This window comes from Mesorhizobium sp. 2RAF45 (genome assembly GCF_052115225.1).
GTDB classification, from domain to species: Bacteria; Pseudomonadota; Alphaproteobacteria; order Rhizobiales; family Rhizobiaceae; genus Mesorhizobium; species Mesorhizobium jarvisii.
In genome coordinates this window covers 63696-78385 of the sequence record NZ_JBFRGG010000012.1, presented here as the reverse complement: position 1 = coordinate 78385, position 14690 = coordinate 63696, and the positions used below count along the sequence as shown (strand labels likewise).

Below are 14690 nucleotides of genomic sequence, written 5' to 3'. Positions count from 1 at the left end.
CCGAGAACCGGAGCGGAGCGTACTTTTCGTACGCGAGCACCGGAAGCGCAGGTATTAGCCATTTGCAGGCCGGCCTCACCGGAATATCGATACGTCCTAGCCGACGTCGAGCACGATCTTGCCGATATGCTCGCCCTCTTCCATCCGCTCATGCGCGCGCCAGGCATCGGTCAGCGGGTAGATCATGTCCATGACGGGTGCGACCTTGCGCGTGCCGAGCAGTGGCCACACCTGTGCCTCCAGTGCCGCCGCGATCGCCGCCTTGAACTCGACGGTGCGCGGCCTGAGCGTCGACCCCGTATGGGTCAGCCGCTTGACCATGATCTTGGAAAAATCGGCGCTGGCGACGGCACCAGCCTGCACGGCGATCTGGACGATGCGGCCCTCGACCGCCGCCGCCTCGTAGTTTCGCTGGACATAGTCGCCACCGACCATGTCGAGGATGACATTGGCGCCCTTGCCTTCCGTGGCCTCCTTGACCGCCGTGACGAAATCCTCCTCGCGGTAGTTGATCGCCCGGTCGGCGCCGAGCTTCAGGCAGGCGTCGCATTTCTCCCTGGATCCGGCGGTGGTGATGACATAGGCGCCGAAGGCCGAGGCCAGTTGGATCGCCGTCGTGCCGATGCCCGACGAGCCGCCATGCACCAGCAGCGTCTCGCCCTTCGTCAGGCCGCCGCGTTCGAACACATTGTGCCAGACGGTGAAATAGTTTTCCGGCACGGCCGCTGCTTCCGTGTGGGTGAAACCGGCGGGCAGCGGCAGCACGCTGCCGGTATGAACCTTGACATATTCGGCATAGCCGCCGCCGGGGGTGAGCGCGCACACCCGGTCGCCGATGCGCCAGCGCGATATCTCGTCGCCAAGGGCAGCCACTTCGCCCGACACTTCGAGGCCCGGAAGGTCCGATGCGCCGGGCGGCGGTGGATAGGCGCCCTTGCGCTGCTGCACATCGGGCCGGTTGACGCCGGCGGCATGAACCTTGATCAGGATCTCGCCCGGGCCGGGCTGCGGCACATCGCGCGTTTCCGGTTTCAGCACCCGTGGGCCACCCGGTTCCGAGATCGCGATTGCCGTCATCCTTGCCGGAATTCTTTGTCCGCTCGCCATGAAGTTTCCCGTCTTTCCTCGCCGCATTCCTACCGGCTGTTTGCATCGACGCCCTTGCCCTATGTATGCTGATTGCCAAATCAGGCAAATGGCCAATCTGGTGTGGCGGAGGAGGAGCAACGATGGCGATCTTCGACGACGAACCCAAGAAGAAGGCGCGCCCGCACGAGATCGGGCAGGACCTGTCGCTGCTTTCCGTCGGTGAACTGTCGGAGCGCGTCGGCATCCTTCGCGACGAAATCGCCAGGCTGGAGGCGGAGCTCAAGGCCAAGGACAACACCAAATCGGCCGCCGAGGCACTGTTCCGCCGCGGATAGGCAGACCGGTGGAACAGCCCCGCCGCCGAAAAGCCCGAATGCGACTGTCTTCAGACCTTGAGTCCCTCCAGAGTCCAGCCGGATCAATAAATGCTCGCATCCTACCGACCGATCCTCTCCCTGCTTCGCGGCACTGCCTTCCTGCTGGCGGCATCGGGTCTGCATGGGCTGCTGCTTCCCCTGCGCGGCCAGGTGGAAGGGTTCTCCACCGCATCGCTCGGCCTGATGGGCACGGCCTGGGCCGGCGGCTTCGTCACCGGCTGCTTCTTTGCCCCGCGCATCGTGCGCCGCGCCGGGCATGTACGCGCCTTCGGCGCCTTCGCCGCGTCCGGCGCCATCGTGGCCCTGCTCACAGGCCTGATCATCGATGAATATGTCTGGATCCTGCTGCGTGCCTTTACCGGCTTCACCATGGCCGGCGCCTTCATGGTCATCGAAAGCTGGCTGAACGAGAAGGCCACCAACGAGAACCGCGGCACCGTCTTCGGCCTCTATATGATGGTCACCTATGCCTCGATCATGGGCGGCCAGATGATCGTCGCCGGCGGCGACGTGAAATCGGCGTCACTGTTCATGATCACCGGCATACTGTTCTGCCTGTCGCTGATCCCGACCGCGGTTTCGACGGCGTCGCACCCCAAGCCGCTGCAGGACGTCAAGCTCGACGTCAAGGGGCTCTACGCCAACTCGCCGGTATCGGCCATCGCCTGCGTTTTGATCGGCATCGCCAACGGTGCCTGGGGCACGCTGGGTGCGGTCTATGGCGCCCGCATCGGCATTTCCACCGCCGAGATCGCCTTGATGATGAGCCTTGTCGTCGTCGCCGGTGCCGCCATGCAGCTGCCGGCCGGGCGTCTCTCCGACAAGACCGACCGGCGTTTCGTATTGGCCGGTGCTGCTTTCGGCGCGGCGCTGTTCGCGCTCCTGATCTTCCTGTTTCAACCGCGCTCCGGCATCTTCGTCATCGTCTTCACCGCCGCTTACGGCGCTTTCGCCTATACGCTCTATTCGATCGCCGTAGCGCATGCCAACGACCACGCCCGTGCCGAGGACTTCGTCAAGGTGTCCGGCGGACTGCTGCTGCTTTACGGCTTCGGCACCATGATCGGGCCTTTGCTGGCGGCGGCGCTGATGGGCTGGATGCGCCCGGAGGGCCTGTTCCTGGCGACCGCCTTCGCACATCTGTCATTGGCAGGCTACACGCTGCTGCGCATCAGCCGCCGCGCCCCGGTGCCGATCGGCGATCGCGACGCCTTCAAGACGCAGCCGGCCGACCGCTCGGTGACGCCGGAGGCATTGCGGCTTGATCCAAGAAGAAAAGCAGAAGTGGACAGTTGAGATTCGAAAAACTTTGCCTCACAAATGAGGCATGATGTTTTCCGACGCCTTCATGGCGATCGCCGACCCCAATCGGCGCCACCTTCTGGAAGAACTTCGACGCGGTCCGAAGACCGTCAACGAGTTGGCGTCCGGACTTCCAGTCTCACGCCCGGCCGTGTCACAGCATCTGAAAGTGTTGCTCGACGCCGGACTGGTCAACGCCAAGGCTGAAGGCACGCGGCGCGTTTACACGGTAAGCAATGCCGGCTTCCTGAGACTCAACATCTGGCTCGATCAATTCTGGGAAGCCTGACCGTTTCTGGCGGGCGAGCGATCAGCCACTTTCAGGTCTTCTCGTTCAGAAAAGCGCCGAGCAAATCGAGCAACACTCCGGTCCCGTGCTCGCGCGACGACGATGTGTCGTGACCATCGAGGAAAGCGCCCTGCTCGGTCAGCACCAGCCGCGTGCCCTTGCCGTCGGCAAAAAGTTCGATCGTGGCCAGCGACACGGAGATGCGGGTTTCGCCGAACAGCATGTCATAGCTGTAGACGATGCGCTGGTCCGGCACGATGTCCTGATAGGTGGCTGTGTAGACGTGGATCGGGCCATCTTTCGGCCCGCCGGCATTGACCTCCTTGCCGCCGATGCGAAAGTCCATTTGAAAACGGCCCGGCATCGGATTGTCGGGATCGGTGAACCAGCGCCGCTTGGCGTCCGCGTTGCTGAGCGCGAAGAAGACTTTCGACGGCGCCGCCGGATAGAGACGCTCTATGATGAAGGTGGAATGGACGACGGATCGTTCGATCATGTCTGGGTCCTTGTTGGTAAACTGGTTTGCCGAAATAGGTCCTGCCGGCCCTTAGGCTTCAGGCATCAACCGGCTGATGCCGGAGTTCCACCGCCAGATTGTCCAGCGCAGCGCTAAACCCTGCCTGGCTGCCGGCGATCATGTCCTTGCCGCCAAAGGCCGCGATCTGGTCGGTCAGCACCAGCCGCGTTGACGTCCCCACTGGCTGAAGCTCGACCGTGACCAGCGAGACGGAAAGCCGGTTCCAACCCTCGCAAACGAGCTCGGTCGAAACGATGCGTTGCTCCGGCTCGATATCGATGTAGCGGGTCTCGACGCGGTAAATCAGGCTGCCGCGCGGCCCGCAGCGGCTGATATCCAGCCCGCCGACACGGAAATCGGCCTTGTCGTAGACCAGGTCGACATTTTTCGACGGCGTTCCCCAGCGGGCGCGCGCCTGTGGGTCGGCAAGGGCCTGGAACACCCGCGCCGGCGAGGCTTCGTAGATGCGCTCCAGCACGATTGTTGCGTGGGTCACCGATGGTTCGGTCATAATGGCCTCCTTCAGTTTTCGTCTTTGGTTTCCGCCAGAAAATCGCCGAGCCGATCCAGCCGGCGTTCCCAGGAGAGGCGCCGCTCGTTGATCCAGTGCTCGGCCGCCCTCAGCGCCTTGGGCTCGATCTGGCAAGTCCGCACCCGTCCAACCTTCTGCGTGCGCACCAGGCCGCTTGCTTCCAGAAGATTGAGATGCTGGACGACAGCCGACAGCGACATTGCCAGCGGCTCGGCCAGCTGGGTGACCGAGGCCGGACCGCGCGACAGCCGGTCGACCATTTGCCGCCGCGCCGGATCGGCAAGCGCCTGGAACATCAGGTCGAGCTGGGCGGGATCGTGGAGCATCGCGGTCAGCCGTCATTGTAGGGGAAGAACTTGAAGTAGGGCTGCGCCTCCTCGATCACCCTGGCAAAGGCAGGGCGCTGCAGCAGGCGGTCGTGATAGCGCTTCACGGCGGGATATTTGTCACCGAACGGCTCGACCTTGTTGGCATAGAAGAGTGCCGGAGACGCCGCGCAATCGGCCAGGCTGAAGGCGTCGCCCACCGCCCAGGTCTTCGACTGCATCTCCTGCTCGACGATGCGTAGGAATTGCGCAGCTGGCCGCGCGCCTGCTCGACGCCGAACGGATCGGTTTTGTCTTGCGGTCGCAACCGGTCGCCAACGATCTTCTGCATCGGCTCCTGCACATAGAAATCATAGAAGCGGTCGGCTTGGCGGACCGCCAGCGCCAGGTCAATGTCGGCGGGAACGAGTTCGACCGGCCCCGGATAGTGCGCGGCCAGATATTCCACGACGATGGTCGATTCCAGCACCGTGCGGCCGCGCGCATCATCGCGCAGCGCCGGCATCTTGCCGCTCGGCGATATCTTCAGGAAAGCCGCTCGCGAGTGCTCGTCGCCGAGATCGACGATGACCGGGTTGAAGGCGGTGGCGTTCTCGTAGAGCGCGATCAGCGGCTTCCAGCAGAAAGAGGCCAGCGGATGGAAATGCAGCGTCAGGGACATTCTTTGCTCTTCTGTTTCGTGGTTCGTCGATCGGGAGATCAACACTGAAGCATTTACTTAACTATTGCGACATGCCTTGCCCGTCAAGACCGCCTGCGATGGTTCAGTTGGACCTGATATGGGCGACGATGGCGGCTTCTATGTCGGGCCAGTCTTGCGGATGAAGCTCATGGCCGCCGCCCGCGATACGAAGGAGTTTCGCGCCGGCGACCGTTTTGGCCAGCGCCTCGCCATGTTCGACCGGAAAGATCGGATCTGAAGTGCCATGGATGATCAGCAGTGGCGCGGCCATCCCCGGCAACCGCCCCTTCCACGCATCGCCACCCTTGAGTGAAAAATGATTGGTTGCGCTCAGGAACCCGCCGGAGCGGTCGTAGTCCTGTTCGATGAAGGCTCTCATCCGGGCTTCGTCGAACGGATGTATGGTGCTGGCGATCGCCCGCGCATCCTTGACCACGAAATCGATCACCTGGCCGCAGTCCGACCAGTCGACATCGGCGCCCGCGGCCGAGTGCTCGATATAGGCGTCGGTTGTCTGCGGCAGATGCGAAGTGTCCATCCCCACCGGCGAACTGCTGATCACCGTCAGCGACGCGACACGGGAGGGGTGCTTGAGCGCCACGAGTTGCGCGATCATGCCGCCCATCGACATGCCGGCGACATGGGCCTTCCCGATGCCGTGGCTGTCGAGCACACCAATCGCATCGTCCGCCATGTCGTCGAATGTGTAGGGCGGCTTGCCGGGCGGATATTTGGTCGAACGGCCGGTATCGCGATTGTCGTAGCGGATCACATACAAGCCGGCATCCGCCAGCTCCCGGCAAAACGCCTCCGGCCACCACAGCATCGAGGCCATCGCGCCCATGATCAAAAGCAGCGCGGGATTTTCGGGATCGCCGAAGACTTCGGATTTGATCTCGGGGCGATTGATCGTCGTCATCACTCAGTCTCCTAATCTGATTGCATTTTGCAATCGGTTGCACCATAATAAAACTGATACGATAATGCAACTGGTTTTGCGTGGAGAGAATCGAATGAGCCTCGATCGCCGGTCCGGCTGCCCGATCAACCTGTCGCTGGAAGTGTTCGGCGACCGCTGGAGCCTGATCATCCTTCGCGACATGATTTTTGGCGGCAGGCGGCATTTCCGCGAACTGCTCAACGGATCGATCGAAGGCATCGCCTCCAACATCCTCGCCGACCGGCTGAAGCGGCTGATGGAGTTGGGCATGCTGACCAAGGCCGACGATCCCAGTCACAAGCAGAAGGCGATCTACAGCCTGACCGAGATGGCCATCACGCTGGTGCCGATCCTGGCCCATCTCGGCGCTTGGGGCCGCGTCTGGCTGCCAACCAGCGAGGAACTCTCGATCCGCGCCGAACTGCTGGAAAAGGGCGGACCGCCAATGTGGGAGAAATTCATGGACGAGTTGCGCCATGAGCATCTGGGTATGGCGCTCGACACGGCATCCGGTCCTTCTGTCCGTGTGACCCTGCAGGCCGCCTATCAAGCCGTGGTCGCCGGCAAGGCTCTCGGCGCCAGCCCGGCCGCCTAACCAACTATTTTCCCCCGTTTCGAGGCCGGCTCTGCTAGAAGAAGCAGAAACCACAATTCACGGGATTGGATAAGGTCTTGGTTGAGAACTCTCGGGATGCCGCCCGCGCGCGCGCCGATCTGCGCTTCAAGAACCAGGAAGAGGCGGCCACCGTCCGCCAGAAGGCGATGGCGGAATATGCCGCCGAGAGCGACGCCCGCAAGGCCAAGACCGACAAGCTGCGGGCTCTGCGGCTGGCCAAGGAAGCCGAAGACCTAGCCAACGCGCCGGCGGCGCCCGCCAAGAAGCCTGCCCGCGCCAAGAAGAAATAGCCGCACGGCCCTTCGGCAACCCGGCCTGACCCGCCGACACCGTTCGCCTGTCGATCCAGTCGCTCGCCGGCACCACCCTGGCGGCAGCGGCCCCTCATCCCACCGCTTCACAAGAAGCAATTTCAACCGAAACCGGGATTGCTTCGGCCGGCTGACCGTCGATGATTGTCCCCTTCCCAACAGGAGATTGCCATGACCGCACTGCCGCTCGAAAAGGCCCGGCAAATCATCGATGCCGCCTTCGCCAAGGGCGCTGAACTCAAGCTCAAGCCGCTCGGCGTCTCAGTCCTTGACGCTGGCGGCCATCTGGTCGCCTTCGAGCGCCAGGACGGCGCCTCGTTCCTGCGCCCGCAAATGTCGGCGGGCAAGGCCTATGGCGCGCTGGCCATCGGCATGGGCTCGCGCAAGGTCGAGGCCTTCGCCAAGGAGCGCCCGCATCTGGTCGCCGGCATCTCGGACGTGTCGGGTGGACGTGTGCTGCCGGTTGTCGGCGGCGTGCTGATCCGTGACAAGGACGGCACTATCATTGGCGCCGTTGGCATTTCGGGCGACACGTCGGACAATGACGAGGCCGCGGCCATCGCCGGCATCGAGGCCGCCGGTTTCACCGCGGATCCGGGCTGAAACTTCGTCATCCACGGGCGGAGCTGGAGCGAAGCTCCGTCGCGGAGACCCGAGGATCCATTCCGCGACCTTGCTGACGGGTACAGCGGAGAAGAATTCTGGACCGTGGCGACGCTTCGGAGTCCCGGCATGGATCCTGGGGTCTGCGCTGCGTCGCTACGCTCCTTGCTACGCCCCAGGATGACGACCCGATGGACGTTTCCGCCGACTGTCAGCGCAAGCGCCAGCCAAACGTCTGCGCTGAGGACCTAATTCAAATTGATGTCGCGGCTCGCCGACCGCATCGACACCGCGAACCCGGCCATCACGTCGAACAGCGCGATGATCATCAGCGTGAAGAAGATCGAGTGCGCCGCGCCCTTGACCAGCAGGAATTCGACCAGGAAGGCGACGAAGACCAGCGTCGACAGGAGATGGTCCATGATCGAGGCGCTGGTCGTGCGCGCCGACTTCACCATTTCGAGGAACAGGAAGATCAGCGCGATCAGTATCATCAGGTCGCCGAGCGTCATCGAGAACACCCCGCCCGACATCATGCGGAACGAGAAGATCTCGCTCCCCCACGGGTCGTCGCCGCCGCCGAAAATTCCGAGCAGGCCAAGATTGTAGAGAATGAAAGGCACGATCAAGAGCGGGACGGCACCGAACATCTGGCGTCTCCATATGGGGGCACCTTCTGTAGAATGCGCCACAGCCACGCCGTCAAGATTTTTCGTGCGAAGCCGCAAACACGGTCGAAGACCGGATGCAACAACCATGTCAGCCGGTTGCCCGGTCGACATGGTGCAAGCTTGAGCCAGAGGCTCAGCGCTTGAAGTACCCGGCGCGCACGGCGGCCCCGATGACATTGAGGATGATATGGCCCGCCGTCATCGAGGTGATCTCGTTGACATCGCGCGCCGGCGCGATTTCGACGATATCCATGCCGACGAGACGGCCCTTGCCGACCAGCCCCTGGATCAGCTCGATCGTCTGGCGGTAGCTGATGCCGCCCGGCTGCGGCCCCTCAACCGCCGGCATAACCGCCGGGTCAAGTCCGTCGGCATCGATGGTGAGGTAGTAGCGGCCGCCGTCTGGAATGCGTTTGAGCAGCGCCGCTGTACCGATATCCTGCCATTCATTGGTGGTGATGATGTTGGCGCCGTAGGCGCGGGCCGCCTCAACCTCTTCGGTGCGTGCGCTGCCCTGGCCACGAATGCCGACCTGAAAGATGTGCTTGATATGCGCCATCTCCGAGGCCCGGCGGATGGTGCTGGAATAACCCTCCTTAACGCCGTTGACATTGTCGCGCCAGTCGAGATGGGCGTCGAGCTGCACCAGCGTGATCGGGCCTTCGCCGTCGAACGCACGGAAGATCGGGATCGGAATGCCATGGTCGCCGCCAATGGTTATCGGCAGGGCGCCGGCGGCGCGGATCTTTCGGATCGCCGCCTCAGCTCTCTTGTAGTGCCCGACATGATCCGCGGCATTGCCGGGCACGTCGCCGACATCGACCACCTTGATGTCCTGGCCGGCGAAGACCGGCCCGCCAATGTCGAAATCATAGCGGTCGAGCCCCTGGCTGATGCGCTGCGAGGCGCGCCGCACCGCCGTCGGCGCGTTGGTCTGGTCGTTGATCAGCTCGTCGATCGTATAGGGATCGCCATAGGGCATGCCAATGATGGCTACATCGGCCTTCAGCGTGTCGAGATCCTCGACCAGCGGGAAGTTCAGGAATGTCTGGAAGACATCGCGAGGCGAGGTGGTGAGTTTGGACATGGGGTCTCCTCTGCATTGAAGGCTTTTGGATCAGGCGCCATGGCGGGCTGCGAGATGCGGCTGCAGCCTGTGCTCCAGGCTGCGAGAGACTGCCGCGACGAGGGCGGTCAAACCCCAGTACAGCAATGCGATGGCGGTGAAGATCTCCACCGGCGAGAAGGTGCGGCCGATGATGTTCTGGGCCATGTAGGTGAGTTCGGGAACCGTGATCGCCGACAGGATTGCCGATTCCTTGATCAGCGTGATGGTGAGATTGGTGGCGGCCGGCAGGATGTAGCCGAGCACCTGCGGTATCAGTATCTTGCGGAAGATGGTGAGGTAGCGCAGCCCCAACGCATAGCCGGCTTCGACCTGGCCATAAGAGATGGACTGGATCGCGCCTCTGATGATCTCAGCGGAATAGGCGCTGGCATAGGCCGACAGCGCGCCGATCGAAACCACTACCGGCGAAAGCCGGATGCCGAACATCGGCAGGGCATAGAACAGGAGGAAGATCTGGATCAGGAACGGGATGTTGCGGAAGATTTCGACGTAGGCCGAGACGACGGCAGCCGGCAGCCGCCCGCCCCTCAACTTGACCAGCGCCAGCACGACCCCGAGCGCGAAGCCGAGCGGCAGCGACACGGTGCACATCAGCACCGTGGTGCCAAAGCCCTTGGCTAGGATCTGCCAATTGTCCGCGATGACGGAGAAGTCGAACGTCATGCGCGCGCTCCCTCCGCCTTGCGCTCCAGATGCCGGGACATTCATGATGTTTTGCGCGGTGCGGGTCAGCTCGACCACCGCGATCACCGACAGGATGGACGAGGCCTTCACCAGCATGGTGAACTCGTTGACCATCGGCGGAATGATGGCGCGGAACAACTGCGGCATGATGATCTTGAACCAGGTCACGACAGGCTTCAGGCCGAGCGCCTTGGCCGCCTCATACTGGCCGGCGGGAATGCGGGTCAGCCCGGCACGCAGGATTTCGGCGACGAAGGCCGCGCTGTTGAAGCTGAGCGCCAGAACGCCCGCCAGAAGCGGCGGCAAGTCGATGCCGACCAGGCCCGGCAGCACGTAGTAGACGACGAAAATCTGCACGATCAGTGGCGTGCCACGGATGAAGCTGGTGTAGAGCGCGCCGATCCAGCGGACCACCCGCCAGCGCGACCGGCCGCAGGCGAGCAGGCCGAAGCCGATCACTGTGCCGACGATGAACCCCAGCGCCGAGACGCCGAGCGTGATGCCGGCGCCGGTGAAGAATTGCGGCAGGAAGGTCAGCGTCTTTGAAAAATGAAGCATTTTTCAGCTCGAACGGAGGAGCATCGCCTGGCGCCGTCGATGGCCACGACAGCCCATCGCTTGCGCCGCGCCAGACAAGTTCAGGGGTCGCAAGAGCTCAGAGCGCGCCGGGCGGAAGATAGCCCTGGTCTGGCGTCTTCATTTCGAAGCCGAACCATTTCAGCTGCAGCTCCTTCAACTTGCCGCTGTCCTTCAGCTCGCCGATCTTGGCGTTGATGAATTCACGCAGGTCCTTGTCCTCCGGCCGTACCACCCAGGACAGGTAGGAGAACTCGCCGATCGAGCCGACCACCTTGTAGGTGTCCGGGACGTTCTTCATCAGCACCGCCGCCGAAGGCGAGGCGATGACGATTGCATCGACCTGGCCGGAGGCGAGAGCGACATGCGTCTCGGGGAAGGAGGTGAACAGCTTCAGCTCGCCGACCCCCTTGCCGCCCTTGTCCTTGAGCTCCTTGTCATAGGCCTCGATGACCGGCTGCACTGAAGAAGCAAGCTGCGTCGCTACCACCATGCCGTTGATGTCTTCGGGTTTCTTTATGCGCTCCTCGTCGGCACGAACGACGATGACGTTCTCGAACGAGCCCGTCGGCCTTGTGTAGGCGTATTTCGCCGCCCGCTCGGCGTTGATGCCGGTCGACGTCGCCATCAGGTCGAACTTCTTGGCCAGCAGGCCCGGCAGCAGGCCCTGGAAGGGCAAATTGAGCTGGTCGAGCTTCACGCCGAGCTGGCTGACGACGTAGTCAAGAATGTCCTTGTTGTAGCCCACGATCTGGCCGTCACGGACGAACTCGAACGGTTCGAAGGCAGCCTCGGTGCCGACGACGATTGTGCCGCGCTGCTTGATCTGGTCGACCAGCCCATCGGCATGAGCGGCGGATGCGAAGGACAGGAAGAGCGGCGCGGCGGCAAGCAGAGACAGGACGCGGCGGCGCGATGCGGACAGGAACTCACCCATTGTTACCCTCTTTTTTTTCTTCGGTTTTGCTGCGCTGGTAGGCCCGGCCTGAGTGCTTGAACACGCGGCCGATCATGTAGCTCTCGGAATCCTTGATTCCGGGAACGTTCGCCAGTTCGCTGACGAGGAAGTCGTGCAGGCTGGTCGTCGATGGCAAAGTGAGTTGGATGATGATGTCGAACGGCCCGGTCATGGCGTAGACGCTGTCGACGAACGAGTATTCCGACAGTTTCCGGGCGACGCTGATGATGTGCTCGCGGTCGACGTCGAACCCAACAATGGCAGCGATGCCGACATCGCTGCGCAAGGGGCGCACGACCGCCTGGATGCAGATGTCCGGATCCTCGAGGACGCGCGCCATCTTGCGCCGCACTGTCGCTTCGGTGACGCCGATGCGCTTAGCAATATCGACGCTCGACATCCGTCCATCGACCTTGAGCTGGGAAAGCACCGCCTGCTCGGTGTCGTCGAGATCACTCGTGCTGACGAAATCCCACATGTAATTCCCCATTGGTGTCGATTTCCGACTATTATTAAGAAAATTGCATAAGAAACCATCCATGACAATCCCACCCGCGTCGAAAAACAACGAGCACAGGATTCAATGGTCGCAATGATGCTGGAAAGCTGAGTTTGATTTGGGGAAGTCGCGTCGATGGTCGTCAGGCAGAGAGGATCAAGCGGCGCGCCAATCCGACACGCTTGGCCACGCCGCTGGAGGCAGCTTCAAGCTGCCGATCAGGATCCTCGGGATGGAGGTCGTAGCCCGAGCCCGTTAAGGTTCGCCAAACGCAAAAAGACCGGCCAGAGGCCGGTCCTTTGTAACTCAATCCTTCAAAAAAGCTGGTTTCAGCTTTCCTTGGGGGTCAGCACCTGGCGACCGCGATACATGCCGGTCTTCAGGTCGATGTGATGCGGACGGCGCATTTCGCCGGAATTCTTGTCCTCGACATAGGTCGGGGCCTTGAGGGCGTCGGCCGAGCGGCGCATGCCGCGCTTGGACGGAGAGGTTTTGCGTTTCGGAACGGCCATGGATATGCTCCACTACATGGTCAAAAGCCCCGCCCGCCCTCGTGAAAGGGCCATGTCGGGGCCTAAATCTGAGAAAGTCGGGTGCCTATACACGCCTGACACCGTTTTGGCCAGCGCTGCCATGAATTTTTTTGAGTCGGCTAGGCTAGGGCGTGGTGAGGTTCAGGTCAGGCCGAGTCGAAAACGAGGATACCGAGAACCGGAGCGGAGCGTACTTGAAGTACGTGAGCGCCGGAAGCGCAGGTGTCAGCCGTTTGCAGGCCGGGATCACCTGAACATCGACACGCCCTACTCCAGACAGCCGACATAGGCGCCGGAGCGGCCGGCGCGCCGCTCGATCAGATTGGCGAGCCGTCTGAGGCCCGGCCCGGGTTTGGCCGGATTGCGGGCGATCGGATTGGGCAAGGTGACGGCGAGAAGTGCGGCCTGCCGGCGCGACAGCTGTTTTGCCGGAATGCCGAAATGGTGCTGCGCCGCCGCCTCGATGCCGTAGATGCCCGGCCCCCATTCGGCGATGTTGAGATAGATCTCCATGATGCGGCGCTTCGACATCACCGCGTCGAAATAGACCGCCAGCGGCAGTTCGACGACCTTGCGCACCGAGCCCAGTGGGCGCGACCAGAGAAAAAGGTTCTTCACCGTCTGCATGGTGATGGTCGAGGCGCCGCGCGTCGCCTCGCCGGCCAGCGCATCGTCGACGACGCCGCGCAATTCGCCGAGATCGACGCCGCGGTGGAAGCAGAACTGCCCGTCCTCCGACATGATGACGGAATGGGCCAGAACCGGCGCGACATCGTCGATCGACACCCAGCGCCGGTCATAGCCGGAGAAAGTCGCCAGGTCCTTCAGCATCAGCGTCGATACTGGGTGCACGAAGGACGGTAGGTAAAGGAAGGTCAGCACTGTCGGGATGAGCGCCAGCACCGCGGCCACGACAAGGCCGCGCCGGACCCAGCGCCTGAGACCGCGGCGGTTCAAGCCGCGCGATCTCGTCGCCATGTCCAGCTTTTCGGTTTCATGATCGACGATCGGTTCCGCCAAGCCGCCCAACCCGTGCTTCTCCTCGCTCCGGCATAATGGCGCTTGCCTTCTTGCGCAACGTCTGAGTGTCGGCTACCGGTCCCGACCATGACGAATGACGACGAAATGGCGTTCGAAATGGCGCTCATCAGGCGGGCAGCGGCCGTCGAGGTGCTGCTGCGGCGCTTGCTCGACGATCGCCCGCTTTCGGGCGAGATCGCGCGGCCCGATCGCCTGATGGCGGCGATGCGCCATGGCGTGCTGAACGGCGGCAAGCGCCTGCGCCCCTTCCTGGTCATGGAAAGTGCTGCCCTTTTCTCCGCCGACGGCGAAGCAGCACTGCGCGTCGCGGCGGCACTCGAATGCGTGCATTGCTATTCGCTGATCCATGACGATTTGCCGGCGATGGATGACGATGATCTGCGCCGTGGCCAGCCGACAGTGCACAAGGCCTTCGACGAGGCAACCGCGATCCTGGCCGGCGACGCCTTGCTGACGCTGGCCTTCGACATCGTCGCCGGCGAGGCAACCGTGCTGCCGGCGGAGCGGCGGGTGGCCTTGGTGCTGGCGCTTGCCCGTGCGGCCGGAGCCGGCGGCATGGTCGGTGGCCAGAAGCTCGACCTCGAAGCCGAGCAGACGCCGCCCGACGAGGCAGGCATCATAACGCTGCAGGCGATGAAGACTGGCGCGCTGATCCGCTTCGCCTGCGAGGCCGGCGCCATCATCGCTGGCACTGCGGCCGAGGACCGCCAAAGACTGGCCGAATTCGGCTCGGCCATCGGCCTTGCCTTCCAGCTTGCCGACGACCTGCTCGACCTGACCGCCGACGCCAGCCAGATGGGCAAGGCGACCGGCAAGGATGCCGCAGCCGGCAAGGGAACACTGGTGGCGCTGCATGGCGCGAACTGGGCGCGCAGCCAGTTGCACGGTCTTGTCGGGCAGGCGCACGCGCTGCTCGACCGCTTTGGCGACCAGGCGGCACTGCTGAAGCAGGCTGCGACCTTCATCGCGACGCGCAACAGCTGAGTGCCCGCCGATGTCGGTGCGGGTTGAGAGA

The 14690-nt window shown here is 63.0% G+C and carries 19 protein-coding genes and 1 pseudogene; 7 read left to right on the top strand and 13 right to left on the bottom strand.

Annotation, left to right across the window (positions count from 1 at the left end; translation table 11 throughout):
- Window positions 1-96: 96 nt before the first annotated feature.
- On the bottom strand, window positions 97-1107 hold the full coding sequence (locus tag AB4Z43_RS25595; protein WP_038650140.1) for an NAD(P)H-quinone oxidoreductase: 1011 nt from the start codon (window positions 1105-1107) through the stop codon (window positions 97-99).
- Window positions 1108-1229: 122 nt separating this feature from the next.
- Here AB4Z43_RS25595 and AB4Z43_RS25590 point away from each other — a divergent pair, with 122 nt between their 5' ends.
- The 3 genes from AB4Z43_RS25590 to AB4Z43_RS25580 all read left to right on the top strand — a co-directional run bounded on the left by AB4Z43_RS25590 (window position 1230) and on the right by AB4Z43_RS25580 (window position 3057).
- Complete coding sequence (locus tag AB4Z43_RS25590) at window positions 1230-1424, top strand: DUF1192 domain-containing protein (RefSeq protein ID WP_441939420.1); 195 nt, start codon at window positions 1230-1232, stop codon at window positions 1422-1424.
- Window positions 1425-1514: 90 nt separating this feature from the next.
- The gene (locus AB4Z43_RS25585; RefSeq protein ID WP_441939418.1) at window positions 1515-2762 is read left to right on the top strand and encodes an MFS transporter; all 1248 of its coding nucleotides are present in this window, start codon (window positions 1515-1517) and stop codon (window positions 2760-2762) included.
- 31 nt (window positions 2763-2793) lie between these two features.
- Window positions 2794-3057, top strand: coding sequence for an ArsR/SmtB family transcription factor (locus AB4Z43_RS25580; RefSeq protein ID WP_019861642.1), 264 nt, complete (start codon window positions 2794-2796; stop codon window positions 3055-3057).
- Window positions 3058-3088: 31 nt separating this feature from the next.
- Here the strand turns inward: AB4Z43_RS25580 and AB4Z43_RS25575 are convergent, their stop codons facing one another.
- The 5 genes and pseudogenes from AB4Z43_RS25575 to AB4Z43_RS25555 form a co-directional block, all read right to left on the bottom strand.
- Window positions 3089-3553, bottom strand: a complete 465-nt coding sequence (locus AB4Z43_RS25575; RefSeq protein WP_038650143.1) for an SRPBCC family protein — start codon at window positions 3551-3553, stop codon at window positions 3089-3091.
- A gap of 58 nt (window positions 3554-3611) precedes the next feature.
- Complete coding sequence (locus tag AB4Z43_RS25570) at window positions 3612-4085, bottom strand: SRPBCC family protein (RefSeq protein ID WP_019861644.1); 474 nt, start codon at window positions 4083-4085, stop codon at window positions 3612-3614.
- 11 nt (window positions 4086-4096) lie between these two features.
- Complete coding sequence (locus tag AB4Z43_RS25565; protein WP_069090322.1) at window positions 4097-4432, bottom strand: ArsR/SmtB family transcription factor; 336 nt, start codon at window positions 4430-4432, stop codon at window positions 4097-4099.
- A 5-nt stretch (window positions 4433-4437) separates the two neighbouring features.
- Window positions 4438-5093: pseudogene (locus AB4Z43_RS25560) on the bottom strand (glutathione S-transferase family protein).
- Between the two features lie 103 nt (window positions 5094-5196).
- Window positions 5197-6033: an alpha/beta fold hydrolase gene (locus AB4Z43_RS25555; RefSeq protein WP_027047480.1), complete on the bottom strand. Its 837-nt coding sequence runs from the start codon at window positions 6031-6033 to the stop codon at window positions 5197-5199.
- Window positions 6034-6127: 94 nt separating this feature from the next.
- Between AB4Z43_RS25555 and AB4Z43_RS25550 the strand changes: the two genes are divergently transcribed.
- From AB4Z43_RS25550 to AB4Z43_RS25540, 3 genes are all read left to right on the top strand, one after another.
- Window positions 6128-6649, top strand: a complete 522-nt coding sequence (locus AB4Z43_RS25550) for a winged helix-turn-helix transcriptional regulator (protein WP_019861648.1) — start codon at window positions 6128-6130, stop codon at window positions 6647-6649.
- A gap of 77 nt (window positions 6650-6726) precedes the next feature.
- Window positions 6727-6960, top strand: a complete 234-nt coding sequence (locus AB4Z43_RS25545; protein ID WP_441939414.1) for a hypothetical protein — start codon at window positions 6727-6729, stop codon at window positions 6958-6960.
- A gap of 192 nt (window positions 6961-7152) precedes the next feature.
- Window positions 7153-7584 carry a GlcG/HbpS family heme-binding protein gene (locus AB4Z43_RS25540; RefSeq protein WP_019861650.1) on the top strand — a complete coding sequence of 144 codons (432 nt, stop codon included), beginning with the start codon at window positions 7153-7155 and terminating at the stop codon, window positions 7582-7584.
- 248 nt (window positions 7585-7832) lie between these two features.
- Here AB4Z43_RS25540 and AB4Z43_RS25535 read toward each other — a convergent pair whose 3' ends face one another.
- From AB4Z43_RS25535 to AB4Z43_RS25505, 7 genes are all read right to left on the bottom strand, one after another.
- Window positions 7833-8234: a hypothetical protein gene (locus AB4Z43_RS25535; RefSeq protein ID WP_019861651.1), complete on the bottom strand. Its 402-nt coding sequence runs from the start codon at window positions 8232-8234 to the stop codon at window positions 7833-7835.
- Window positions 8235-8388: 154 nt separating this feature from the next.
- On the bottom strand, window positions 8389-9342 hold the full coding sequence (locus AB4Z43_RS25530; RefSeq protein WP_019861652.1) for an agmatinase: 954 nt from the start codon (window positions 9340-9342) through the stop codon (window positions 8389-8391).
- A 30-nt stretch (window positions 9343-9372) separates the two neighbouring features.
- Window positions 9373-10626: an amino acid ABC transporter permease gene (locus AB4Z43_RS25525; RefSeq protein WP_441939411.1), complete on the bottom strand. Its 1254-nt coding sequence runs from the start codon at window positions 10624-10626 to the stop codon at window positions 9373-9375.
- 97 nt (window positions 10627-10723) lie between these two features.
- On the bottom strand, window positions 10724-11581 hold the full coding sequence (locus AB4Z43_RS25520; RefSeq protein ID WP_038650161.1) for a transporter substrate-binding domain-containing protein: 858 nt from the start codon (window positions 11579-11581) through the stop codon (window positions 10724-10726).
- Window positions 11574-12170 (bottom strand): Lrp/AsnC family transcriptional regulator, encoded by a 597-nt coding sequence (locus AB4Z43_RS25515; RefSeq protein ID WP_080643833.1) that lies wholly within the window; start codon window positions 12168-12170, stop codon window positions 11574-11576. Before AB4Z43_RS25515 ends, AB4Z43_RS25520 begins: the two co-directional genes overlap by 8 nt.
- 260 nt (window positions 12171-12430) lie before the next feature.
- Entirely contained in the window at window positions 12431-12613 is a 183-nt protein-coding gene (rpmF, locus tag AB4Z43_RS25510) for a 50S ribosomal protein L32 (RefSeq protein ID WP_008834724.1), read from the bottom strand.
- Between the two features lie 288 nt (window positions 12614-12901).
- Window positions 12902-13663, bottom strand: a complete 762-nt coding sequence (locus AB4Z43_RS25505) for a biosynthetic peptidoglycan transglycosylase (protein ID WP_019861657.1) — start codon at window positions 13661-13663, stop codon at window positions 12902-12904.
- Between the two features lie 78 nt (window positions 13664-13741).
- Here AB4Z43_RS25505 and AB4Z43_RS25500 point away from each other — a divergent pair, with 78 nt between their 5' ends.
- A complete protein-coding gene (locus AB4Z43_RS25500; RefSeq protein WP_441939407.1) occupies window positions 13742-14659 on the top strand; it encodes a polyprenyl synthetase family protein in 918 nt (305 codons plus the stop codon).
- Window positions 14660-14690: the final 31 nt, after the last annotated feature.